The sequence below is a fragment of the Paenibacillus terrigena DSM 21567 genome (genome assembly GCF_000374845.1).
Classification (GTDB): Bacteria; Bacillota; Bacilli; order Paenibacillales; family Paenibacillaceae; genus Paenibacillus_K; species Paenibacillus_K terrigena.
The window spans coordinates 758,097-782,647 of sequence record NZ_KB895412.1 but is presented as its reverse complement, the minus strand read 5'-3'; the positions used below and the strand labels follow the sequence as shown (position 1 = coordinate 782,647).

The 24,551-nt window shown below is 46.6% G+C and carries 21 protein-coding genes and 1 riboswitch; all 21 genes read right to left on the bottom strand.

Going from position 1 to position 24,551, the window contains the following annotated elements; all coding sequences use genetic code 11:
• Positions 1 to 17: 17 nt before the first annotated feature.
• Positions 18 to 674 (bottom strand): response regulator transcription factor, encoded by a 657-nt coding sequence (locus C558_RS0103550; protein ID WP_018754853.1) that lies wholly within the window; start codon positions 672 to 674, stop codon positions 18 to 20.
• Positions 667 to 3,009 (bottom strand): histidine kinase, encoded by a 2,343-nt coding sequence (locus C558_RS0103545; RefSeq protein ID WP_018754852.1) that lies wholly within the window; start codon positions 3,007 to 3,009, stop codon positions 667 to 669. Before C558_RS0103545 ends, C558_RS0103550 begins: the two co-directional genes overlap by 8 nt.
• 47 nt (positions 3,010 to 3,056) lie before the next feature.
• Entirely contained in the window at positions 3,057 to 3,236 is a 180-nt protein-coding gene (gene comX / locus C558_RS0103540) for a competence pheromone ComX (protein WP_018754851.1), read from the bottom strand.
• A gap of 129 nt (positions 3,237 to 3,365) precedes the next feature.
• Positions 3,366 to 4,274 carry a polyprenyl synthetase family protein gene (locus C558_RS0103535; protein WP_018754850.1) on the bottom strand — a complete coding sequence of 303 codons (909 nt, stop codon included), beginning with the start codon at positions 4,272 to 4,274 and terminating at the stop codon, positions 3,366 to 3,368.
• 83 nt (positions 4,275 to 4,357) lie between these two features.
• Positions 4,358 to 5,140: an MBL fold metallo-hydrolase gene (locus C558_RS0103530; RefSeq protein WP_018754849.1), complete on the bottom strand. Its 783-nt coding sequence runs from the start codon at positions 5,138 to 5,140 to the stop codon at positions 4,358 to 4,360.
• A 242-nt stretch (positions 5,141 to 5,382) separates the two neighbouring features.
• A complete protein-coding gene (rocF, locus tag C558_RS0103525) occupies positions 5,383 to 6,282 on the bottom strand; it encodes an arginase (protein WP_018754848.1) in 900 nt (299 codons plus the stop codon).
• A 21-nt stretch (positions 6,283 to 6,303) separates the two neighbouring features.
• The gene (locus tag C558_RS0103520; RefSeq protein WP_018754847.1) at positions 6,304 to 7,503 is read right to left on the bottom strand and encodes an ornithine--oxo-acid transaminase; all 1,200 of its coding nucleotides are present in this window, start codon (positions 7,501 to 7,503) and stop codon (positions 6,304 to 6,306) included.
• 281 nt (positions 7,504 to 7,784) lie between these two features.
• On the bottom strand, positions 7,785 to 9,677 hold the full coding sequence (locus C558_RS0103515) for a M56 family metallopeptidase (RefSeq protein ID WP_018754846.1): 1,893 nt from the start codon (positions 9,675 to 9,677) through the stop codon (positions 7,785 to 7,787).
• Complete coding sequence (locus C558_RS0103510; RefSeq protein ID WP_018754845.1) at positions 9,677 to 10,084, bottom strand: BlaI/MecI/CopY family transcriptional regulator; 408 nt, start codon at positions 10,082 to 10,084, stop codon at positions 9,677 to 9,679. The genes C558_RS0103515 and C558_RS0103510 overlap by 1 nt, the downstream gene beginning before the upstream one ends.
• Positions 10,085 to 10,164: 80 nt before the next feature.
• A complete protein-coding gene (locus C558_RS0103505) occupies positions 10,165 to 10,896 on the bottom strand; it encodes a hypothetical protein (RefSeq protein ID WP_018754844.1) in 732 nt (243 codons plus the stop codon).
• 254 nt (positions 10,897 to 11,150) lie between these two features.
• The gene (locus C558_RS0103500) at positions 11,151 to 11,876 is read right to left on the bottom strand and encodes a TraX family protein (RefSeq protein ID WP_018754843.1); all 726 of its coding nucleotides are present in this window, start codon (positions 11,874 to 11,876) and stop codon (positions 11,151 to 11,153) included.
• A 412-nt stretch (positions 11,877 to 12,288) separates the two neighbouring features.
• A complete protein-coding gene (gene nrdF / locus C558_RS0103495) occupies positions 12,289 to 13,245 on the bottom strand; it encodes a class 1b ribonucleoside-diphosphate reductase subunit beta (protein WP_018754842.1) in 957 nt (318 codons plus the stop codon).
• 39 nt (positions 13,246 to 13,284) lie between these two features.
• On the bottom strand, positions 13,285 to 15,369 hold the full coding sequence (nrdE, locus tag C558_RS0103490) for a class 1b ribonucleoside-diphosphate reductase subunit alpha (RefSeq protein ID WP_018754841.1): 2,085 nt from the start codon (positions 15,367 to 15,369) through the stop codon (positions 13,285 to 13,287).
• The gene (nrdI, locus tag C558_RS0103485; protein WP_018754840.1) at positions 15,356 to 15,715 is read right to left on the bottom strand and encodes a class Ib ribonucleoside-diphosphate reductase assembly flavoprotein NrdI; all 360 of its coding nucleotides are present in this window, start codon (positions 15,713 to 15,715) and stop codon (positions 15,356 to 15,358) included. Before nrdI ends, nrdE begins: the two co-directional genes overlap by 14 nt.
• 210 nt (positions 15,716 to 15,925) lie before the next feature.
• Positions 15,926 to 16,126, bottom strand: a riboswitch (cobalamin riboswitch).
• Between the two features lie 269 nt (positions 16,127 to 16,395).
• Entirely contained in the window at positions 16,396 to 17,400 is a 1,005-nt protein-coding gene (locus tag C558_RS0103480) for an ABC transporter ATP-binding protein (protein ID WP_018754839.1), read from the bottom strand.
• Between the two features lie 6 nt (positions 17,401 to 17,406).
• Positions 17,407 to 18,189, bottom strand: a complete 783-nt coding sequence (locus tag C558_RS0103475; RefSeq protein ID WP_018754838.1) for an ABC transporter permease — start codon at positions 18,187 to 18,189, stop codon at positions 17,407 to 17,409.
• Entirely contained in the window at positions 18,186 to 18,992 is an 807-nt protein-coding gene (locus tag C558_RS0103470) for an ABC transporter permease (protein ID WP_018754837.1), read from the bottom strand. The genes C558_RS0103475 and C558_RS0103470 overlap by 4 nt, the downstream gene beginning before the upstream one ends.
• Complete coding sequence (locus C558_RS0103465) at positions 18,992 to 20,185, bottom strand: serine hydrolase domain-containing protein (protein ID WP_018754836.1); 1,194 nt, start codon at positions 20,183 to 20,185, stop codon at positions 18,992 to 18,994. The genes C558_RS0103470 and C558_RS0103465 overlap by 1 nt, the downstream gene beginning before the upstream one ends.
• A gap of 49 nt (positions 20,186 to 20,234) precedes the next feature.
• Positions 20,235 to 21,398 (bottom strand): serine hydrolase domain-containing protein, encoded by a 1,164-nt coding sequence (locus tag C558_RS0103460; RefSeq protein ID WP_018754835.1) that lies wholly within the window; start codon positions 21,396 to 21,398, stop codon positions 20,235 to 20,237.
• A gap of 108 nt (positions 21,399 to 21,506) precedes the next feature.
• On the bottom strand, positions 21,507 to 21,725 hold the full coding sequence (locus C558_RS0103455) for a hypothetical protein (RefSeq protein WP_018754834.1): 219 nt from the start codon (positions 21,723 to 21,725) through the stop codon (positions 21,507 to 21,509).
• Positions 21,726 to 21,975: 250 nt separating this feature from the next.
• Positions 21,976 to 24,477: a GH39 family glycosyl hydrolase gene (locus C558_RS0103450; RefSeq protein ID WP_018754833.1), complete on the bottom strand. Its 2,502-nt coding sequence runs from the start codon at positions 24,475 to 24,477 to the stop codon at positions 21,976 to 21,978.
• Positions 24,478 to 24,551 lie beyond the last annotated feature (74 nt).

The window sequence follows — 24,551 nt, the reverse complement described above, 5'->3', positions numbered from 1 at the left end:
TTATCAACGTTCGTTAACTACATAAACTCTTGAATATGAATTAATCCAAGCCGTTTGGCTACAATAATCGCCTCAGATCTTGATCGTACATTCAACTTCTCAAATATCCTTGTTAAGTTATATTCGACCGTCCGCTGGCTCATAATGAGCAATCCTGCGATCTCTTTATTACTTAACCCGTTGGCGACTTCTTGCAAAATTTCTTGTTCCTTCTCATTGATCGAGACATCTTCAACTTTCTGGCTGAGACCCGTTCCAGAACGAATGTCATTGCGTCTTAGCTGCTTCAAGAGCGAAATTGGAATGACGGCTTCACCCCGCAGAGCACATCGAATCGCCGCAATCAACTGCTCACGAGACGAAGTCTTGCTGATGAATCCTGCCACACCAGACTCGATTAATATATTGTAGTGTGCGCTAATATCGTAGCCAGAGTAGATCAGAACCGTGAACCCTGAATTGATCGACATCACCCTGCGCGTCAACTCGAGTCCACTGATCCCAGGCATATTCAGGTCGAACAACATAATATCGTATTTATTCTCTCGAATCAGTTGAAGCGCTTCGAGACCTGAGAAGACCACCGTGACATTCATATCCGGTTCCTTCTCAATCATGATCTTCGTGCCTTCTCCAACAGATGGATGGTCATCCACTAGCAAAATTTCAATCATTTACGACCCCCCTGGCAATGGCGTACTGGCTGCTCGGCACGGTCTGATAAGGCAGCGTAATAATGACCTCGAATCCTTCACCGACGGCAGAATGGAACATCGTCTCCCCTTCGAACCCGGATACCCGTTCACGAATTCCGGACAGCCCCATATGACTGAAGGAAGACTGCAGTTGGACCATATCCATCCCAACCCCATTATCACGATAGACATACGCGATATGCTCATGATTCTGACGCAGTAATATTTCGACATTTGACGCTTTGGCATGCTTGGTCGTATTCCGCATTAACTCTTGTGTAATCCGATAGATCGTCAACACGTATTCATCGTCAAGCTCTAGATTAAAGCCATCATAGTTAAAATCAACGGAATAGTTCGAATGGAACTCAGCATAGTTGCACAGATTCTCAATCGCTTCGACAATCCCCATTTCCTTCAGGAACGGTGGGCGCAGTTCATTGCACGTCTCTCGAATCTGGTGTACGACATCCAGAAGACCTTCTTTGATCTGAGTGAGTCGTTCCTTCACTTCTGGTTCAAACGCTGTCTCCTCCAGAATCATCTCGAGCTTGCGATACCACAGCAGTTGGTCCTGAAGCGCAGAGTCATGTAGATCCGCAGCAAGCCGCCGTCTTTCTTTCTCCGTTAATTGAAATAGCATCCGGAGCACCCATGCAGGAGCCTTCCCGTGTGAACGCACTTCTAAATCCATAATGACTCCTTCAATTAGTTGTAAATTCTCGTACACCATGCTGACATAATTGGAAATCGTCTGTAACCACACCAGTTCATCACGGTTAAACTGCACGCGATTCTCTTTGCTGCATATCCATAACAGGTTATGCCCTCTTTGATGTTTGCCGATGACACAGCAAAGGCCCGAGTCAATCTTAATGCAATCACCGACGGCATAATCATGAATCTTGCCTTGTAATTCCTCCGTTAGTCTCTCTTCTTGCGCTGGTAGAAAATCACCTTGCGATCGGATAAATACAATGTGTCCCTCATCATTCTTCATCTCTAGCAGTGCAGCTGACTTCACAGGAAGCACGTCGAGCACTTCACGAAGCAGCCGCTCCTCTAGATCCGGAACCTTCATCATCTTGCTAATCTGACTAGAGAATCGATCTAGACTCGATTGAAAGTTATAGGTACCGATGAACAACTTCTTACGGAACCTGAAATCGAGCATATCTTTGACATATAAAAACAAAATAACTCCGATATATACAAATATGAACATTTGAGCCCACTTGATGAATACATCCTCACGCTGTCTGACTAAAAAATAAACTCCAATGAGAATAACCGACGTTGGCATAACAGCTAATAGACAGTAATAGCGCAATCGATCGAGCACAAACTCAATATCAAGCAAATGATTGGCAGCCATCAAATATACATAAATAATCGGTAATAGAAACAGAAATATCGCTGCCGTACTCGCCGAGATAATCTCGCGATGGATCAAGATCCACGGGAGCGCATACAAAAAAACAAAAGGAAAAAACGACATGAAATTACCGAATAACATGAATTTAAACAGCGGACGATACGTCGTGTTACGATATTTGCGATAACTAATGATTAGGACGAGAATACTGATGACCGTCCCGATCGTGAACGAAATGAGCAGAACCTGCATCGCGAGTCTGCCGAAAAAATAGTTCCCTAGATTTGTGAATACAAGCAAGCTGATAATCGCTAGAATAATCCCATTAACCGAGTACATACCGACAATCACATAGAATTTCACAATCTCCAGTTCTCTCTGATTGAAATACCGATACAGAAAGTGGAGAAATATGACTGGAATTTGCAAGATGGTAACCCATAACGTAAGCATGCCCACATAATCTTTACGTGCGGACGCCCCTGCACTCACATAACTTATCGCTACAGCGAGAAAAAAGAGGATCAGCAGATGTGCCGCAGCATCCTCTCTTTTCTTATGCAATAAAAATATGGATAGTAAAAATAATACCGTATACAAACAGATGGGTAAGATTGTCTGTTCCATCGATACCGGTTGTTTGACCGCATCATCGAACTGGTAATGCATGACCTGCCCGTTGCGTTCGGTCTCAATATAATCAATAGAAGTCAACATTCTTTTGTTAGGGTAATGCTCGACGTTCGTATGATCGATTGAAATAACATGATCACCTTGCCGAATTCCTGCTTTATAGGCTAATCCGTCGGGTTCAACATTCCATATGATCCACTGGTTGTCGTTTGCTTTCTCCACTTCCATACCAATATAGGCGACCCTCAAATCTGTGTACAAAAAGTACATCACGAGAAGTGTTGCTGCAATTAGTATGAAGAACATTCGATATTTCCTAACGTAACCCATCTTTTGCTCCAATCAAATATTATTTACGCGAACCAGTAGCTTCTTCTTACGCCATCAATTTCAGTCCATTTGCCGCCAGTTATGGTGTCGACAATTGTCTTTTGTTGCGCTGGTGATACACCAACGAGACTTGCTTGTCCATTCATAACAAGTTGTGGTACTTGCGGGTTATTCGTGAGGTAGTTGATCATTTGTTTAATCATTTACAACTCCACCTTTTCGACTATTTTTTCACTACATTTTTACTATACCATCATCGTCTTCATTTGAGTTCGCAAACGTTATTGCGGTTTTCCGCAATGCACGTTGCGGTGCTTGCGCGATTGGTAGTTTTATATAAAACTTTCCAGTTCTTGCTTCCAATGAAGATCAATGGATAGGCCCTCAATATAGGTATGACATTCTTGCTGAAGAAATTGTATATGTACCTGGGTATATGGGATGCAGCCGCCGCGCTCAATTTGGTCCATAATGACGTGTTTGTTCGCGTATAGCTGGTCGACAGTTGCTTGTCCTGCATAATAATCCCGAAGGACTTGAAGCTCCGGCGCCGAATCATCTAGCAAATAAAGAACAGGTAGCGTCCGCTTCCGATGAATAAGATCATTCCTGGTATCCCATCGCAAGATACCTTCCATATCATTGCGAAGCTGCGCGGACATGCCGAACAACTCTCCATAAGCGCCAACTTGATCATTCATTTCTCCTGTCGCAAGTACGCTTCCTAATTGGCAAGCGCAAGCCACAAGTGCACCCGACTTCGCTCGCATCATTGCAAAGCATTCATCTTCTTCGGTAATGGCATTATCGACATCGATGTATTGCCCTCCGACAGATTGATTCAGTCGATGATGGAGTAGTTCGACTGCGATCGACTTGCGGGCCTCATCGAACTTCGAATCTATAATGACCTTCGTGCTAAGTGCTAGAAATCCGATCGCAGCATTCATAGATTGCGCATGATTGTGCTTCATCCATGGGACGCGGTCATTATCTTGATCCTGTAGATCGTCAAAGATATCCAGCGCAAGAACAAGGAATTCAATCGCTGCTGCCCCTGCATACCGTTCTTCTGAAGTCCCTCCGAACATGCTGTAGTGCAATAATGTCAGTTCCCCGAACACGGTAGATTCCGTCATTTTGTATGCAACATAAGATTCCATCAGATCCCGTAGTGCAGGTGGCGTAACATGGCGATGTATGACCTGCTTCATTGCTGATTCCATATGCAATCTGTCCACAAAGATAGCCCCTAACCTCGATATAATTAACCCCATTTTATCGCGTATGTCACGATTAGGCTAGAACAATTGCAGATTTTGGATTATTTCTGCCCTGCATATTCGACAAAAACGGGCTTGCCTTGCGCTGCATAAGCCATGAAACTCTTATTCATACGATGAATGACCTTGCGATAGGCTTGCGCATCGTTCGAGCGAACATCGAGAGTGCCGTGCCCTTCCTCGAGAACTTGAAACATCAATCGACCGGAGAAAACATATCCATCGCAATTCACGCAAATGCTGCCATGCGTCTGTCCGGCGGTATGAATAACTTCTAGTGTCTTGCCTCCAAAATGCATCAGGTCGCCATCCTGTAGACCGATATCGATATCAGCATACGACTGGCGATACTCCATTAAGAAGTTATCCCGATAGATTTGCTTCGAGACGGCCCATTTGTCGTATTCATGCATCGCTACCTGTGCACCTGTCGCTCTCTTCAATTCTTCCAACGCGATCATATGATCTGCATGCGCTTGTGTTACTACAATATATTTAATCTCTACCCCAATCCGTTCAACAGCCGCCCAAATTTTCTTAAATCGTGAACCGGGGTCAATAATGACACCAACCCCTTGGCTATGAAGAATGTATGTGGCAGATCCTGTGATTCCTTGCGGGATATAGACAACGTTGACTTCTGCTTGATCGGTTTCGCTCGCAGCCTTCGCCGGTGCAATATCTGAGCGCACACGAACTTGGTTCCAGAACTCACGTGGGACGGATAGATCGCTTGCCGGATGTTTAATCCGAATTGCCGGCTCTTGATGTATGACCGATCGCCGCTGCCCAATGATAAACCGATAAACATTCTCTTTTCTCATGATTGCCCCTTCTTCCTATATTCTCGGTGCTTATCTTTTCACTACTCTAAGCATAAAAAAAATATAGGACTTCTGCACCGAAAACTATTTGTGAAACACCCTAATTTTTCTTTGCGGGACGAACCGCCAACCGCGCAAGATTAAATTGCGGTGACCGCAAGAAATTTGTCGAATAATCCCAAAAGAACCTTTTAATGCGTCTATTCTCCCAGATAGAACTATCCTATAAATCCAGTACACGACTAGAGAATTCGTTCTCCGAACAAGGAACAGATCAATTCCATGACTAATGTCGAAGTTTGTTGATTTACGTCTAACGTGGGATTCACTTCAACGAAATCCGCAGAAGTAACACAACCGGATTCCGACAGCAATTCAAGTGCCAAATGTGCCTCGCGATAGCTTACACCACCACGTACAGGCGTCCCAGTTCCAGGAGCTTCCCTTGGATCTACACTGTCAATGTCGAAGCTTAAATGTACGCCGTCCGTCCCATGACTCGCGATGCGAATAGCCTGAAGTATGACGGCCTCCATACCCATACGATCGATCTCATGCATCGTATAGCAGGCGATGCCCTTACTGCGAATAAAGTCCTTCTCGCCTGGATCTAAGTCCCTCGACCCAACAAACACGACATGCGATGGATCGACCAGGGTATATTGGCCTTGCGCATCTTCAATTCGCCAATCGGTCCATCCTAGCGCCGCCGCAAGTGACATGCCGTGCACATTCCCCGAGGGACTCGTTAGGACCGTATTTAGGTCCGTATGCGCATCGAACCAAATGACACCCAGCTTGGGGCGCATCCGTGTCGCCCCTGCGATACTCCCCGCTGCAATGCTATGATCTCCGCCCAGAATCAGAGGAAACGTCGAATCGGTTATCGCCTTAGCAACCCGATCTGCGAGTCTTCCGCATACATCCATCACTTCAGGAAGATACCTCGCCTTCGGGTTAACCTCCGCTGATGTGGTAGAAGGCGGCTTGATTTCGCTAACAGCAGCTACTTCGATACCATCCTGTTCGAGCCGCTCCATTAACCCTGCTTGTAAGATGGCTTCTGGCCCAAATTCCGCACCCGGGCGTCCTGCCCCCAGTCCGAATGGCACACGAATGATCGTTACTCTTGGATTAGCCATACTCAGAACCTCCTCTACCTGTTAGGCACGCTTCTTTATGACTTGCTCAATTCTTATGAGAGCCCAGTCGAGCTGCTCCTTCGTAATGATGAGCGGCGGGGCGAATCGAATCGTCCGTTCATGTGTCTCCTTGCAAAGAACGCCTAGCCCCTTCAGCGCTTCACAATAAGCTCTTGCGGGGACCGTTAATTCCATGCCAATGAACAAGCCTCGACCTCGAATCTGGTGGATGTACGGCGATTCGAGCTTAGCAAGTTCACCCATAAAATAAGACCCAAGTGCTTCGGATCGTTCTGCAAGACGTTCCTCCTCCAACACATCCAGTGCTGCGATGGCTACGGCGCAAGCGAGTGGATTACCACCAAAGGTAGAACCATGTGAACCGGGTTCGAAGACACCCAGAATTTCTTCGTTAGCTGCGACAGCCGAGATCGGCATGACGCCTCCACCTAGCGCTTTACCAACAATATATACATCGGGAACAACCTGCTCCCAATCACAAGCGAACTTGCGTCCCGTGCGACCAAATCCGGTCTGAATCTCGTCCGCGATGAATAAGACGTGATGCTGCCGGCAGCATGTGTAGGCCTGCTGCAAATATCCAGCTGGCGGCATCAGAATACCTGCTTCCCCTTGGATCGGCTCGACAAGGAAAGCAGCTGTATTGGGCGTGATCGCGGCCTCTAACGCCTCCAGATCACCGTATGGAATCACCCGAAATCCCGGTGTGAAGGGACCAAATCCTTCACGATAGGAATCCGTTGAGCTAAACGACGTTACCGTTACGGTACGCCCATGAAAGTTATCGCTGCACACGATGATTTCAGCTTGATCTGCCGGTATCTGCTTGTGCTGATACGCCCAGCGTCGCGCTGCCTTGATCGCCGTCTCTACCGCTTCCGCCCCCGTGTTCATCGGCAGCAGCATGGGTTTACCCGTATAAGCGGCAAGCTTCGCATAGAACTTCCCTAATGTCTCACTATAAAATGCGCGGGACGTAAGTGTAACGCGATCCGCCTGATCCTTCAAGGCCTGAATAATTTTCGGATGGCGATGGCCATGGTTCATCGCTGAATATGCGCTTAGCATGTCCATGTACTGCCGCCCTTCCATATCCTCTACCCATACGCCCTCCGCTCTCCCAATGACGACAGGCAAAGGGTGATAATTTTGCGCGCCATATCGGTCCGTCTGTGCCATGATGAAATCTGATTGTGACATGGACATTCCTCCCTTTGGGCTGATTTCTTATCTCACTCCTATAATATATTCACGCGGGCCATTTATTCGTGCACAACAAATACCCCAGGGAACATCCCCCTGGGGTATAATTGTCGTTCACAGAACATGGCAAGATCACCATTATATTTGGATAGCACCCATGCCCAGGTGATAAGCAATTTTCAATCATATTGAGCCATTCATGTCAACCATTTCAACCGTGTACAAGCCCATGCAACCCTATTTCTAGGGCTACATGGGCTTGTCTCACAAGAGCTATGTTATTTTTTCACCGCTGCTTTCAGAATTTCAATCTTCTGCTTCCTGGATAAATCCGATGAAGTCGAAATACTGTATCCGAATTTACCGCCATCGTGCCAGAACACGTATTTAGGAAAAATGTGCGCAGGGAAGTCATCGTCAATGAACCCTTTGTCCTTGCTGCCATCCTCGTCCACCGTATACTTCGATAACGTCAACGTATCTTCTCCGTTCGTATACTTCAGTCGGATCGTTGCAGCCTCTTTCCAATCCAGCTTTTTCGTGTAAACCGGTTTGCCGCTCTTTTTCCCTTCATTCCTTAGATCATCAATGAACTTTCCTTCTGTCGGACCTTCAATGATCGCTTTGGTAAACGTATAGCCCGCTGGCAGGTTGGAAGGCTGCTGCATGATGGAGCCCTCCAAGGTCGAAGCTTTTTTCAAGTAATCCTCGTAAGAAGAAAACTCATGGTTCGGTCCCCAAAAGCTAAGATCCAATCCGCTGTTTAAATCCTTATATTTATGATAGATGACATATGTATCACCAGTCTCTTTAACCAATTCCTTCACGCGGTTGATCTCATTTTCGATATACGTTTTTTCCTCTGCAGTTAGAGCCTTGGCTGCAGCAGCTGCTTTTTTTATCGCTTTATCCATTTCTTGTTTGTACAGCTCACGGTTCACCGAAGAACCCATAACTTCATCGGGATAGATGATATCAACGTCTTTACGATCCTGCCCCGATTGTACGGTAGTTGCTTGTGGTGTGCTCCCTACATCTTTCCCCTTAGCATTGACCAGCGTCACGCAGCCAAGCGCGAGAATGATTGTCATCCCCAAAATGGATAGACGATAGGATTTTTTGTTGAATTGTTTGATCATAATAAGTCTCCTTTTCATTTGTTTATGCGTCGCGGACAGACCGGCAATCCCCGGCTGTTGATGTTTGCCTGCAAAATGCTCCAGCACATGGATGATCGTCTGCCCGTATGCACTGTTATGCTGCGGTCTGATCCGATTCAACGCACATGCGTCACAAGCCATCTCTTGATCCTGTCTTGCTCTTCGTATTGCAAACCATACTAGCGGATTAAACCAATGGAAGATGAGGATGAAGTGCATGATCCAATTCACTGCGACATCCCAGCGGCGGATATGGGCGAACTCATGCGCCAGAATATATTGAAGCTGATCCTTTTTCAGTGTCATAAGCAAGCTTGGAGAAATGACGACGACTGGATTAGTAAATCCAACCACTGCAGGTCCGGGAATGCCCTCCGAAGCTATAAACCGTACTTTACGTTTCACACCCATAAGCTGCTTCGTCTCGTGAAACACAGCGGATAATAAAGGTGTCTCAATGGATTTGCCTGCACGAAGGACTTGTCTCAATCGAAGCTGGTCGTATACCGTTTTCGCGGCAAGAAGTAGTACACCTGCAAGCCAAACCAGTGTCAATACATTGGCGAGGCTCATCGACTTCATCTCATTCCACCACAAAATACTCTGCACAGTTCCCGGTTCAGGTGGATAACTCGCCCCTTCCGCGCTCCCCCCTACCATGCTCTTCTCCAGTGTCAATGTACGCTCTTCGTGGCCAGTCTCACGATTACTCCCCAGTCCTCTCCACCATTCGTGCCAAGCTGAAGGACTTGACGTTTGCTGTTGCATTCCGGGCATGAAAGACTCCAGAGATATGAAATTGTATAGGCTAAGCGAAGATTCAGGCGCCCATGGGAGTAATAAGCGAACTGCTACAGGTATCCATAGTAGATATTTCCACCTGCCTTCAAGCCTATTTTTCAATAAGAATTGCAGGATCAAGACCAATACAATCAGGATGCCGGCCATGAACGATCCACGGATTACCCAACCAAAAATCGAAAATAAACTTGTATGCAGTGAGGGGCTCATTACATCTCTCTCTTTTCTTCATCGTCGTTGCGGTTCTTGTCAAATAATGCCTTCAGATCTTCAATTTCCTGTGCATTCAGCTTTTTGTCTTGTAAAAAATTCGCCAGCATCGGCTTTAATGCCCCGCCATACAGCTTTCTCATAAAGGATGTAGTTTCGAATTGCAGGTACTCCTGTTCACTGATGAGAGGGTAGAACAGTTGCGTGCGCTTTGAACCCTTCTCCAACTTCGCTCCCGCCGCTTCCTTCTGCACCAATCGATTCAGGAGCGTCCTGGCCGTATTTGGGCTCCATCCCATTCGATCTGTCATTTGTTGTACGACCTCGCTGGAAGGGCAATCCGGATTTGCCCACAATACCCGCATAATTTCGAGCTCAGCATCCGTAATGGATGGTATTTGGTTCATGCATGAAACCTCCTAAATCATATTGCTCAGACGTTATAGAAAACGAGTTGCAATAAATCATGCAACGCGAGTTCAAAATATTATTTTTTTACCGCAGCTTTCAGAATTTCGATTTTCTTTTCTCTTGAAATATCCGATGAGGTTGAAATATAGTAACCGAACTTGCTGCCATCCTGCCAGTAAACATACTTTGGAAAAACATTCGCCGGGAACTTATCGTCAAAATAACCTTTATTTTTTCTGTCCTTAGTTTCTACGGTGTATTTATTAAAGGCCAACGTATCATCCCCGTTCGTGTACTCCAGTCGGATGTCTTCCGCCTCATTCCAATTCATCTTTTTCATATAAATGGGCTTTCCACTCTTCTTGCCTTCTGCTCTCAAATCATCAATGAACTTTCCTCCCAATGGACCTCCAATTCTAGCTTTGGAGAACGTATATCCCTCGGGTAAGTTGGAAGGCTCCTGCAAGATGGCACCCTTCAAGGTCGTAGCTTTTTTTAGATAGTCTTCATATGTGGTGTATTCCTGTGTCAGTCCCCAATAGCTAAGATCAAGTCCGCTATTAAGCGCCTTGTATTTATGATACAAGACATATGTATCACCTGTCTTAATCACCAGCTCCTTCACTCTTTTGATCTCTTGTTCGATGAATTTTTTTTCCTCTGCCGTTGGAGCTTTGCCGGCTACTTTTTGGGTAGCTGTTTTTGGGGATGGCTTGGAGGATGCCGCCTCCACCGTGAAGTTCATAGAAGAACCCAACAATAGAATACTGCTAAGGGTTGCGATTGCTACTTTTGATGCTACTTTCATTTGAAATACTCCTTACACATTATTATTTTAAGATACATCTGCAGTTGCACTTTAATACTACAATTGTAGTTCTATTTAATACTACAACTGTAGTTTTGTAATGTCAACACGTTTTTTGCTACATTCGAATCCAGCAAAAAAACAGCAGACCATCCTTCGCCTATTCGGCAAACGACAGTCTGTGCATCAAATCTATCTATTCCTCGATGAACCTCAAGCATTCCAAAGGGTCTGTGAAGATAACACCGATTGCCTCATAAGCCGTTAAGCTTGACGAAATACCCTACAATAAATAGAATCCAAATGTGGACCGGATAAAACGTGTAAAACATATATTTCGTAAACTTCGTATTCGGTCCACGTCCCCCGTTATACATGAGGATAGGGATAATCGCGAAGATCATCATCCACTGCGCATCGAAGAGAAACAGCGCCTCGTAGGTGAAATCCATTCCGAGCCCAATCGTCAGGACGAAGCATACACCCACATACAATGCAGCCATAAGCCCTTTTCGGTTACGGCAGAAATAGAATACAAACGTCATGACCACGCCATATAGCGATGCTTCGGAATATAGAAAAGCAACCGCGGCAGCGACAACAGCAAGCGGCACACCAAGGAGTAGTCCCTTACGATCCCACTTCGCCCATTCCAATCCCATCATCATGACAACCGAAAGGGCAAGCGATAAGAAAATATTGTTATGAATTGGGGTACTCTGTGGAAAGCACCATGCTAGCCATTGAGACCCGCCGAACATGACGGCAGCCCAGCCGAACAGTCTGCCTGCATATCGCATGCGATTTCTCGTATAGAAGAATCCTTCGACCACAAAATAGAAGAAAATCGGGGATACCAATCTACCAAAATAATTGAGCCACATCGGCATATCCGGTATAAATTGATGAACATGGTCGAAGACCATGAAGACCATGGCGATGATCTTGAGTTGAAATGCATTTAATCTTAGGAATTGCATGTTGTCTTTCCTCCTGTCTGTCCTACTCTATGTTTTTAGACGTGTGACTAGGACAGATCCCCTGCACAATAATATTAGGAATGAATACCTTCATGTTTCTTACAATGAGCTGACATGAGCTCATTCATCTTCTCCCCTGCCCACCTTCAACAGCCATCCGGAGTCTTTGCAGATGGCTGTTCTTGCACTGAATTTCCCGCGATGAATCATCCTATGAGGGAGGAGGGAATATCTCTCGTAAGAGTTTACGTTCGGCATTTGGCAGCCCATTCCATCCTTAAAATCTGATCAAAGGAATGGGCGAACAAGAGCCGACTGGAGAGAGATATCCCGCCGGACCTACGTGGATGATTCATCACCCTTCATGCGCAAAAAAGCCATCTGGAACAAGTCCAGATGGCTCATATCTCATTTAAAATTCAAATACGAAGTCTTCGTCGCGAAGCGGCTCCACATTCGTCGTCCGAACGTAGCCGTTCCCTTTCTTCGAGAAGAAGTCATGCTGCTTCGTCTTCGTGCTCAACCCGTTCAATACGATCGGGTTTACTTCTTCTTCTTCGAACTTTGGCTCAAGACCGAGGTTCATGAGGGCTTTGTTCGCGTTGTAACGTACGAACGATTTCACATCTGCCGCCAAGCCGATCGCGGTGTAGATCGAATCCGTATAGGATTCCTCGTTCGCTTGCAGCTGCTCCAGCAGATCATACAGCTCGCGCGTGCATACCTCCTGTTCTTCAGCTGTTAGCTTCGCAAATACTTCTTGCGCCAAGACGCCCACGTAAACCCCGTGGATACTCTCATCGCGAATGATCAAGTCGATGATCTCGCCGCTGCTCGTCATTTTACCTTGGCCGGCAAGGTAGAGCGGATAGAAGAATCCGCTATAGAACAAGTAGCTCTCGAGCAATACGGAAGCGGCCATCGCCATGTACAGATCGCGTGGCGTTACGATCGATGTGTAATACCCGGAGATCAGCTTCGCTTTCTTCTGTAGATGCGGCTCATCTTCCACCCATTTGAACAGTTGATCGATTTCCTCACTGTTTGCTAGCGTTGTGAAGATGCTGCTGTAGGACTTTGCATGGATTTGCTCCATCATGGCCATGAACGCGAGTACCGCTTTACGCTGCAAACCATCCACATGCTCAAGGATCTTCGGCATTCCCACGCCGCCCTGAATCGTATCCAGAAGCGTTAGGCCACCGAGCACTTTCATATACGTATCACGTTCTGCTGGCTTCAGCGCCACCCAGGACATTTTATCATCCGAGAGTGGAATCTCCTCATCCGTCCAGAACTGCATAATATTCTGATTCCAAAACATTGCTGTAAAATCGTCATCCGGACGATTCCAATTGACTGCTTTCATGTCTTTCTTCCCCCTAGTTCATGAACCTATGAACCTCTATTATACCGAACAGCTAATGCATTCTTCTACAGATAAATGATTGGTTCTCGTGTAATAGAGCGACTTCAGCCCTTTACGTGCCGCGTAGAGGTAGTATCTAGCTAGCTCACGTGTTGTTACATTACTATTCACGTGCAGAACCGTCGAGATCCCTTGATCCACATGCTGCTGAATTTCCGCAATGATATCGATAACCTTGAACTGATCCATTTGATACGCGGATTTATAGTAGAAATAGTTATCCTTTGCCAAGTACGGCATTGGGTAGTAAGTTGTTGAGTTCGCATACGTCCGTGTCTCGATGTGCTCAACGATCGGCATAACGCTCGAAGTTGCATTCTGAATGTAAGAGATACTTTGCGTTGGCGCAATAGCCAACCGGTAAGCATGGTACAAGCCGTGGGCTTGAACTTTGGCTTTGAGCGCCGTCCAATCCTCAGGTGATGGAATCTCCATGCCAGCGAACAGCTTCAGAGCCTTTTCTGAGCGTGGGCGGAAGTCTGTCTCTTCATATTTTGTAAAGTAGTTCCCGTTCGCATATTCCGACTTGTCGAATTCACGGAATGTCACGCCGCGATCGCGGGCGATTTCCATACTTTTCTCCAAGGAGTAGTAATTCATCATCATGAAGAACGCACTCGCGAATTCCTTCGCATCATCGCTGTCATAGGCGATCTTGTTCTTCGCTAAATAACCATTCAAGTTCATTGCGCCTAGACCAACGGAATGCATCTCCGTGTTCGCCTTACGTACACCTGGTGCATTTGGAATACTCGTCATGTCGCTAACCGCCGTTAGTGCTTCGATCCCTTCATGAACGGATTCTTTGATCTTGCCGTGTTCCATCACGTTCACGATATTTAATGACGCTAAGTTACAGCTAATATCGCGGCGAATCACATCGCCTTCGCCATAGTTGCCGATCTCGGATGTCTCTTGCAGTTGGAAGATCTCCGTGCATAGGTTGGACATCTTAACCGAACCGATGCCTTTGAGGGCATGCGCTTCATTCGCATTGGTTTTATTCATAATGTACGGGTAACCGGACTCTAATTGAATCATCCCGATCTTCACGAGCATATCGCGTGCGCTCATGATGACTTTCTTCTTCACTTTATCGTTCGCCAGTAATTCATCATACATCTGATCCAGATCCATATCATCCAGATGAATGCCGTATTCTTTGTAGACCGAATAAGGTGCAAATACGTGCAATGGTTGGTTCTCTTCCGCTAGACGGTAGAATTTGTCCGGAACGATCAGCCCGATCGAGAGCGTCTTGATCCGCAATTTCTCGTCCGCATTGATTTTTTTACAATCAAGGAACTCGACAACGTCCCATCCGAAAATATTGTAGTACCCTGCGCCAGAGCCCTTACGTTGTCCCATTTGATCCGCATAGGAGAATGCATCCTCCATTAGCTTCAGGACAGGCATGATGCCTTTCGCTGCGCCTTCGACGCCTTTGATCGCCTCTCCGCGACCGCGGAGCTTCGAGAGGTTAACGGCCACGCCGCCACCGATTTTCGATAATTGCATACATGTGCCAAGCACATAGTTAATGGAGTTAAGTGCATCATCCATTTCGAGTAGGAAGCACGATACCATCTCACCGCGGCGCTTCTTACCGGAGTTCAGGAATGTTGGTGTTGCAGGCTGTACGCGCTGCTCCATCATCGCAACCGCAAGACGTTTGGCTTTGTCGAAATCGCCATCACCTAAATGTAGAGATACCATCGATACGCGATCTGAATACTGCTCAAGGTATTGTGTGTGGTCATTGCTCTTCAAGGCATAGTCGACATAAAATTTAGAAGCTGCCATGTAGGACTGGAATTCGAACCCCGATGCTCTCGTTAGTTCAAAAAGTTCCTCGACCTGGGCAGCCGTATATTTCTCATAAACATCCTCGTAGTATTCATGCGCAATCATATATTCAACTTGCTCATGGATCGTCTCGAACCGCAAGCTCTTACTTTCTACTTCTTCCATAAATGCTGTTACCGCCTCATGGTCACGATCCAATCGGAAAAATCCGTCCGCGTCACGAAGCATCAACTGGTTATTTAACTCAATATGCCGCAATGCTATTCACTCCCTCTACAAACCGTTGCACATCATTTGTCGTGCCCGATAGTTCAAATTTCGAAATGACTGGTACATCATACATCATCGCAATCGTATCTGCGCTCTTCGCAAAGCTGGTTCCCCAGTTCCGGTTCCCGCTTGCCGATACGCCTCTCATATACGAACCGTTCTTCTGTAGAAAAGATTGTACCTTATCTGGAACTTGACCGAACCCTGTCGTATACGTAATCAGCACGAATGGCTCATCCATCTGTGTCTGCTCGTCGATCTCCACAGTCCTCATGTTCAATTTATGTACAAATCTTTTTACGTTCCCGGTCTTAGAATCAAATGCGATGACCATTTCGTAACTCAGTCCTCTCTCTTATGCTCATAAAATACCCCCACAAAGTGACACACTACCTTCGAATCCGACTCAGGTACTTTGTGGGGACCTCAAAACTTATACATTTTACTCATTAAAAAAAGCGCATCCGGCACAATGAACCGAACGCACCTTAACGATAGTTCACTCATTAAGACGACGCCAGCACGTTCCTATCTCCGTAGGGATGACATGTGCAGATGACAGGCAGGTCTCCTGACTCAAGGATCATCGTGATTGCCGCCTTCCCGATTTGTACTAATCAGTGGCTCTCTAGCAACCGCTCCTCTATTACAGTGGCGGGACCGCGCCGGATTTCAACCGGACTTCCCTATTAATCTTTGCACTCTAAGACTAGAGGTGCAAAAAACCTGTACATCACGATATGTAGTTGTGCTTAATCAATTTACATCAATATATTGTGCTTGTCAATACAATAACATGCCTATATTTTGCGTTGGAAAGGGATACAATCGGCGTAAAATAAGGGTTTCTATTCAATAAAAAATATTATATTTTAGATAAATTTAAGATAAAAATAGAGAAGAGCCTTACACCGTCACCAAGACGGAAGTAAGACTCCTCCACGTGATCGTCATTCCTACAAATCAACTTCAACATCTACATCTTGTGTGTTAGAGAGATATTCATTACAATTCTTATTCCGTTAAAACACTGACCTTTTCGATCCGTTCTTTATGCCCATACAACTCCTTGATCACCTGTTCAATCGGCAGCGCATCGATCGTCATATCTTGCAGCGTGCAGCGCTCATTCATCAGCTGAATGAACCGCTTGAGCGGTAGACAATCCGTGTCGAGCTCCAGCTCCGCATCTTTGGCTGAATGCAGCTTAAGCACGGTAACACCCTCAATCCCATACCAATCCGCAGGCTGCTCGGTGACGATCCGAACTTTCTTCTTCGCGCCGAGAAAATTGCGCAGCGCCATGATCGAATCATCAAACACGATTTCGCCATCATTAATGACGATAACACGACGTGCAAGCTGTTCAATATCCTCTAGATCATGTGTGGTTAAAATAAACGTAACGCCTTGCTCATTCATCTCCTGAATAAAGCTGCGAATTTTCTCCTTCGCGATGACATCCAGCCCGATCGTAGGCTCGTCGAGGAACACCACGGATGGGCGATGCAACATCGCCATAATGAACTCACATTTCATTCGTTCTCCGAGCGACAGCTGCCTTGTCGGCTTCCGCATAATCTCCTCGACCTCAAGCAGCCTGGAAAGTCTGTGCAGTGTTTCTTCAAATTCGGCATCCTCGATCGCATAAATGGCTTTGTTCATATAGAACGCGTCAAGTGGGGGGATATCCCATAACAATTGGGACTTCTGCCCGAATACCGCTCCAATGTTGCGCACATATCGCTTGCGTTGTTTCCACGGTGTGCACCCTAAGATACGGACATCCCCTGAGGTAGGGTGCAGGACCCCCGTGAGCATCTTCAGTGTCGTCGATTTCCCCGCACCATTCGGTCCGAGAAAGCCAACGATCTCTCCAGGTTCTACCTTGAAGGTTAGCCCTTTGACTGCAGGTACGAGGACGGTCTCCCGCTCAAATAGACTGCGCAGCGTTTCCTTAAACGACGACCCACGGGTATACGTTGTATAGGTCTTATATAAATTGTGGACTTCAATCATTTCGTGTCACCCCCCTGCGCTCGTATAATTGCGAAGCATACCATGCCAGAACATAAGACCTGCTCCACAGAAAACAATGCTCATCCCCATCGATAGCCACGCCCCATCCGCACCTTTTCCGAGCAGCGCAGACGCTGGCAGGAAACCTATCATGGCAATCGGAATGACATACGTGAAGAGTTGCTGGAACACTTTCGAGAAGATCGTTCCCGGATACATTCCAAACATCGACATGGAATCGAACATATCATAAACACGACTGCTGCCTACCCATTTGAACAGTAGTCCCGACAAGAACAACGAGAACGCAAATAAGACAAGCAGTGAGCAGAGGAACAGGACAGCGAACTGAATCCAATGCAATGCACTAGGTGCAGGCACCCCTGACAAAGCGAGACCAAATAATACACCACCGCTAATTAGACGACCGAAATCGTCCAAATCAAAAGCATTCATCATCGTAAGAAATAGAATTGGCCGCGGCTTCAGCAGGAAGACATCGAACGAACCTTCACGGACATGATAGAGCGTCGTCGATACAATTCCAAAGAAAAATGGAAATGCGACCCCCTTGGCGAGTGTAAACACGGCCTGAATAAGCAGCGCCTCCTGTAGTGTCCATCCCGGAAAGCTTGCTCCTGATCGATAGACAAGCAGAGTGACCAATGGGATCATAAAATCACCTAAGAGCATAAGCAGCACGCTAATGGCAAAATCCGTTCGATAAGCCATCCGTTCTGCCAGCTTCGTCTTGATTACCGCCCTATAACAAGCGAGCAATGACTTCATACCCCCACCCCCGTAAATTTCCGGGCACCCAGGTGAACCAGGAGCTGACATACACCCCACATGCAGAGCACTGCGATCGCCTGCAACCCGACAACCTGCGGAATCGACATCGTGATCCCAGCAAGCTCATAGCTGCCAATATAGACGCGTACAGGGACATACTGCATGAACTGGAATGGCAAGTAAAAGAGAACATTCTGCAATCCGTCTGGAAAAAAGGAAAGCGGCACGAATACACCTGCGGTAATGTCACGCATCAGTAAGAATACACGCCTGACTCCTTCCGCATTCGTCAGCCAGAAGGCGGTTAATCCAATGGAGTAATTGACGAAAAACGTCATCAAGAAACCTAAAATAATGGAGAGCACTGCCCAGAACGGCTGCGGAGGCAGCAGCTTGATTTTGAAAATAAAGAGATAAATCAGAAAAACTGGAATGAATTCCATCCAGAACCCGAGCGTGCGATGACCAACCTTCTGAGCCAATGCGAACCCTACATGAGAGACTGGACGTAAAATAAACGTGACATATTTCCCTGTACGGATGAGCATCTGTAGATTCCAATCGGCGAAATCGAACGTCAAATAGGTAATAACAGACATGACACCGTAATATGTCAACATTTCTGACAGTGTAAATCCGTTCAATATATCTTGTGATGCATAAACCGCATGCCAGATGAAATACTGTACTAGAAAGTACACAGGACCGATGAAGATTGAAACTGCCATATGCGAGCGGTAAGCCGCCCATTCTTTGTACGTCGCGAAGGCTACCGCACGTACGAACCGTAAGGATTGCATTATTGCAATCCCGACCAGATCATATTTTTAATGCTAACAATCGATTCGGGAACCCAGCCATTCGCTGTCGGTACGAAGAACGAGACGACGAAATCTTCCTCTGCATCGACCATTAGTGCACAGCGCCCTGCCCCTTCATGATAGAACGTCCCAGACTTGAACGGATCGAACACACGTCCTAGCTGGCTGCTAAGTCCATAGGGCATATCCTTCAACCGGTCCCCCCAATTGAAGGCTGGAATACCTGCCGGAAATTGATTCTGTGCGAGACGTTCTACGGACCTTCGGCTAAGAATACGCGCTCCTTGATAGGTTCCTTGGTTCAGCATCATCTGTCCGAAGCGATTCATATCTGCAAGGGTCGAATACAACCCACCACCTGCCCGAGGCGGTGACCAGCCCCTATTCTCTGTCCTTGTTAATCGATTTAAATCCCAGTCGTCAACCGTGCATACTTCATGATGAAGCTCCACAGGCACTTCGAAAAACGTCCGATGCATCCCGAGCGGCTCCAGAATCGTCTGACGCACATAATCGTTGTAGGACATCCCCGTGATCTGGCTAATGATATCCCCCAAGATCGAAAAGCCGGTCGAGGAATAGTTCCAACTCTCCCCTGGCTGACAGACCAGTGGTCCTGCTAGTACAGACTTGATCCACCTAGACCTGCGATAAGCAATGTCCTCCGCTTCTGTACGTTCTGGCTTCGAAGCATCCGAATCATCGCCAAATGCAAATTCAATATCCCAAGGACCAGACGGATAGGGCTCGGTGAAATAACCCGGGTCCGGTGCGAGCCCCGATGTATGTGTTAATAAATGTGTAATCGTAATCCGTTCATAATGGCGATGATCAAATTCTGGGTACCAATCCTTCACAGGCTGTGTTAGATATAGCTTCCCTTCTTCCATTAACCGCATGATCGAGACGAGCGTGAACCACTTCGTGACCGAAGCAATCTTCCGGATCGACTGCGGCTGCAATTCACTTGCAGGGTCTGTGTGCCGAAGCGCGCCTAGCGCACGTACCGCGAAAGTCTGTCCGCCGCGCGCGAGCATATAGGAAGCGCATTGCAGCTTCCCTTCATTAATTAATCCCATTAAGAATGTGTCGAGCTGTTGCAAGGTACTCTCTCGGTACCCTGCTTCCGAAGGTGAAATATCGGTCAGTCCATGATGTATACCAAGGCTCATATCGTTTCCCCGTCCTTTCTTTCTTCCATTTCAGGTTTATCGTCGCTCACTATAGCAGTGCTGACCAAATAATCGCTCGCGGATTAATGATGGCTTGCGGCACCCAACCCGTTTGGCTAGGTACCATAAATGCATAGACGAGCCGTTCAATAGGATCAATGAATAGACCGCAATGTCCTGCACCCTCATGTGCATACGTTCCTGGTGAGCAAATATCTTGATGACTCAGACTCCAGCCGAGCCCCATCTGAAAATTAGGATTTTTATCGCCCCAGCACGTCGATGGAACGTTATTAAGCTGATTCGAGACCATCATCCGTACTGTTTTGCGTCCAAGAATACGTTGTCCATGAAGTTGCCCATCATCTAACATGGCTTGTCCAAGCTTCCACAGATCCTCAAGGGTTGAGAATAGACCATTACCAGCCGCTGCTGGAATCCCTGTCCGGTCAAAGGAATCTTGCACTTCTTTTTCTTGCCAAGGATTCACAATACACGTCTCTGCTCGCAAATGTTCCGGAACACGCAGGAATGTACGTTCCATCCCTAGAGGCTCCGTAATCCGTTCGCGAACATACTGCTCATAAGACATGCCTGACGCACGTTCGATAACCAGACCGAGCAGCGCAAACCCTGCCGTACAATAATTCCATTGTTCACCGGGTTTACAATACATCCGCCCGCTGACAATCGTCTTTATCCCTTCTTCGAGCGTCCATGCATCTGCACTAGACTTCTTCTCATGCAGCCACCACTCGTACCAAGGAAGCGTGTAAGGCTCTGTCTGGACGCCAGGATCGCCCATAAGACCTGATGTATGGGTTAACAGATGCCAAATCGTAATGCCGCGATGCTGATCCGTATTCAGCTCAGGGATCCATTCGCTCACACTCTGTTGGTAGAAGAGCTTCCCTTCTTCTGCTAATTGTGCGATGGCAATGGCGGTAAACACTTTCGTGATTGAATAAACTTTACGAATCGAATTCGGTAGAAGTGCTGGACTGTTCTCTTCATATGTCAGATGACCTTGGGAACGATGAACGACAATTTGGCCGTCACGGGCAACCAAGTAACTTGCCCCTTGAATGCGACCCGCTTCAATAAGCCCACGGAAATGCTCATCAAGCAGCTGCAGCCGTGCTGCATCAAGACCTACCGCGTCCGGTGCAGCATCGGTTCTGCCTTCATGGATGGATAGCGTTGTTGTGATCAATGCGAATTCCTCCCTTAACTGCGAATATAGAATTGAAAATACTGGTATCATTCTATCGAATCCCTCTATTTCCGTAAATAGGAAATATCATATATGTCTGTATACTCTCTAAAAAAACGTATTTCGGCGCCGGACAGCCTCTTCGAGCACATTAGCTGCATTTTTGCAGTTATTTCGGCGACTGGCAGCCTCTTCGGGTATATTAGCTGCATTTTTGCAGTTATTTCGGCGCCGGACAGCCTCTTCGAGCATATTAGCTTCATTTTTGCAGTTATTTCGGCGACTGGCAGCCTCTTTACGCTCTTTCCATGAAACTTCTGGCTTCATGAAGATCCCCCCAACGATCAATTTGTGTATCCGCTCGTGCTGTATGGTTGGTCACTCCTCCATGTAATCCCTTACAATTCGAATTATATAGAATTCCACCTCAGTCAACTTTCCGATCTAAACCATGTCAATTTTTCTGCTTATCCGGAGCCATATGGAACCGCTCTCATCAAACAACAAAAAAGACACCTTCGAACCCCATCGAAAATGTCTTTCCTTTTTCATTGAGAAAACCTCTATCGAGACCTTCTTAAAAATGTCGCAACGGCCTCAGTTCATAGAATCGAACCTCATGTGGACTCAATGTATACTTGAATGTCGCAGTAGTGCCGTCTAGTTCAATGATCTTATATTCTTGCAAAGGCACGGCCTTCTGGTTCAAATAATCGACCATACCCCGCGACAGTTCCGCTGGCGCCCCCATGGTAAGCCACGTATCATAAGCGCTTCCATGTTCACGATTGACATGTATGCTGCGAAGTTCATAGGTCCCCGCTGGGATCCCTTCACAAGTGAAGCTCATCTCCAGGTCGTTCATATCTTGGAAGACATGATACCGGTTCAGTGATTCGATCCCAAGCGAATCCTGCATCTCATAGAGCTTGTCGTAATGGCAGTAATGATACATCAACAATTGGTAGCAATCCCCCCGCTGGGTCAGGCAGTACCCTCTGCCGCGATCCCGAAGCTGGTCTCCCAGCTGGCTTAGCATGTGATAAGTATAATACCCCGGTTTCTTGATCCCGTTATTCGTGATCAGCCCAAGTCCCCCATGAAAGGTCTCACGTGGGGGCGGCAGCTCTTCCAGATGATCCGTAAGGGTCCAATACGCAAGCCCTGTTATATCCTCCATGTTCTCGACAATATTCTTCGCGATATAAGCCGCTTTGAAGACAGTATCGTTCGTCAGATCCCGATGATCCCCTGTTGCATTCCATTCGGTAATATAGATCTCGGGCATCTTGATCTTCTCCTGTCGAAGCTTCTTCTTCAAGACAGCCAGCGTCTCGGCTAGATAGTCATTCGCCCTGCTGGCTTGGAACCACTTGATTTCCCCACTCTCTCCTTGAACACCTGTCGGGTAACTATGGAAGGAAAAAAAGTCCGGCATGCAATCATAGCTCCGACAGAAGGCCCAATACGATGTTAGCCAATCCTCTTGGTAGATCGTATCCGAGATGATCTCAGGACCCCCGAACTTCAAGTCCGGGCAGATCGACTTAACCGTACGGTAGGTCGCTTCATACATCGCATAATAATCTTCCACCGTGTCCGTCCAGAACAGGTAGAGATCCGGCTCGTTCCAGCATGTATATTTCCAAGTGCGAAGCGTCTCAAGTCCGTACCGATGCTCACAATGCATCATAAATTGCCTGATAAGCTCTGACCATTTGTCCAAATCCTTTGGTTTGCTCACGTTACTCTTCTTATAGAAGATACTCTGATCGCCACTCGCCAGATCCGCTGGCATAAATCCGAACTCGATATAAGGCTTGAGCCCGAGGCTCTGGAGGAAATCGAATAATTGATCCACATAGAAAAAATTATACAACGGATTCCCATCCTGATCTTCACGGTATACCATCATTTCATCATCGAAGATGCCATGGAATCGAATATATTCGAACTTCATCATCGACTGAATCGACTGTAGATGCTGCTGCACCTCGTAATAGAGCCCTTCCTTCGCTTTGCCGATCGTGCAGATTTTCTGCCAGTAGGGCTTCATCAGTTTAGGGCTTCCGGTTAGCTGGAGTTGAATTTCCCGTGTAACAACACCCTTGTCCGATGTCCGATCGACCCGATCCCGATTACGATCCGGCAAATATTTGAACAACGCCCCATAAGCATTGTCGCGATCAAACTCCAAATAGGAAGAGATTTTCTGGCCTGTGGTCACTTTCCGTTCCATATGATGCTCGTCCTGCAGCTCTTTCCGATACTGGTTCGGTGTTATATTGTAGACATCCTTGAAGGCTTTGTGAAAAGACTTCAGATTCGGGAACCCATGATCCATCGCAATCTGCGTAATCGAATAATCGGTATAAGCGATATCCTTCACCGCATGGTTGAGACGAATCTGATTCACATATTTCGTGAACGACTGACCCATATGCTTCTGAAAAAAATTCGACAGATAGGGCACAGACAGATATTCGTGCGCAGCGAGCTCGTTCAAATTCAAAGGTTTCATGTAATTCACTTGAATATAATTCGCAATGCGAAGCATTCGTTCCATGTGCTTCGGACTAATCCTCGCGCTGTCTTCGCTCTCTCCCTCTTTGAATTTCCATATGAGCAAATAGAGGAGCTGGAATAACAGCGATTTCATCTTAAGCTCGTAACCGTAGCTTTCCTTATTGTAGACCCACATCATTTCGGCGAGAAGCATCCGTACCTCATTGAATCGCTCTTGCTCATCCGGCGCATACATGAACGATTTCAGATGGAACGATAACGATTCCGCCTGTCCGAAATGATCGCTTAAGAAAGAAAGCGGAATCTGCAGCACAAGCAGCAGGTTATCTTCATCGGCAATGATCGAATGAATCTCATTGCTGTTAATGAGGATCATATCTTCTTCATGAAGTGTATATTTCTTGCGCTGAATGTACATATCGACATTACCCTTCAACACGAAGAACAGCTCGAGGCTATCGTGCCAATGATCATGGACATATTTCGCACGATGCAGAAAAATATTGATCTTTAATTTCGCATCCAACGGGATGCTCTCATAAATATAATCCATACGGATCACCTCATAGCTTCTCTCGTCATCTACGAATAACTAGTATTCCTAGTATGACTTAGCAAAGAGGACAG

Coding starts and splice junctions, on each gene's coding strand:
- C558_RS0103510 (WP_018754845.1), bottom strand. CDS start 10,084: ATGAACCAAATACCATCCATTACGGATGCTGAGCTCGAAATTATGCGG.
- C558_RS0103530 (WP_018754849.1), bottom strand. CDS start 5,140: ATGAGAAAAGAGAATGTTTATCGGTTTATCATTGGGCAGCGGCGATCG.
- C558_RS0103520 (WP_018754847.1), bottom strand. CDS start 7,503: ATGTCACAATCAGATTTCATCATGGCACAGACGGACCGATATGGCGCG.
- C558_RS0103505 (WP_018754844.1), bottom strand. CDS start 10,896: ATGAAAGTAGCATCAAAAGTAGCAATCGCAACCCTTAGCAGTATTCTA.
- C558_RS0103550 (WP_018754853.1), bottom strand. CDS start 674: ATGATTGAAATTTTGCTAGTGGATGACCATCCATCTGTTGGAGAAGGC.
- C558_RS0103515 (WP_018754846.1), bottom strand. CDS start 9,677: ATGAGCCCCTCACTGCATACAAGTTTATTTTCGATTTTTGGTTGGGTA.
- C558_RS0103450 (WP_018754833.1), bottom strand. CDS start 24,477: ATGGATTATATTTATGAGAGCATCCCGTTGGATGCGAAATTAAAGATC.
- nrdF (WP_018754842.1), bottom strand. CDS start 13,245: ATGAAAGCAGTCAATTGGAATCGTCCGGATGACGATTTTACAGCAATG.
- C558_RS0103465 (WP_018754836.1), bottom strand. CDS start 20,185: ATGAGCCTTGGTATACATCATGGACTGACCGATATTTCACCTTCGGAA.
- nrdI (WP_018754840.1), bottom strand. CDS start 15,715: ATGGTCATCGCATTTGATTCTAAGACCGGGAACGTAAAAAGATTTGTA.
- C558_RS0103475 (WP_018754838.1), bottom strand. CDS start 18,189: ATGAAGTCATTGCTCGCTTGTTATAGGGCGGTAATCAAGACGAAGCTG.
- comX (WP_018754851.1), bottom strand. CDS start 3,236: ATGATTAAACAAATGATCAACTACCTCACGAATAACCCGCAAGTACCA.
- C558_RS0103455 (WP_018754834.1), bottom strand. CDS start 21,725: ATGAAGCCAGAAGTTTCATGGAAAGAGCGTAAAGAGGCTGCCAGTCGC.
- C558_RS0103480 (WP_018754839.1), bottom strand. CDS start 17,400: ATGATTGAAGTCCACAATTTATATAAGACCTATACAACGTATACCCGT.
- C558_RS0103545 (WP_018754852.1), bottom strand. CDS start 3,009: ATGTTCTTCATACTAATTGCAGCAACACTTCTCGTGATGTACTTTTTG.
- C558_RS0103500 (WP_018754843.1), bottom strand. CDS start 11,876: ATGCAATTCCTAAGATTAAATGCATTTCAACTCAAGATCATCGCCATG.
- rocF (WP_018754848.1), bottom strand. CDS start 6,282: ATGGCTAATCCAAGAGTAACGATCATTCGTGTGCCATTCGGACTGGGG.
- C558_RS0103470 (WP_018754837.1), bottom strand. CDS start 18,992: ATGCAATCCTTACGGTTCGTACGTGCGGTAGCCTTCGCGACGTACAAA.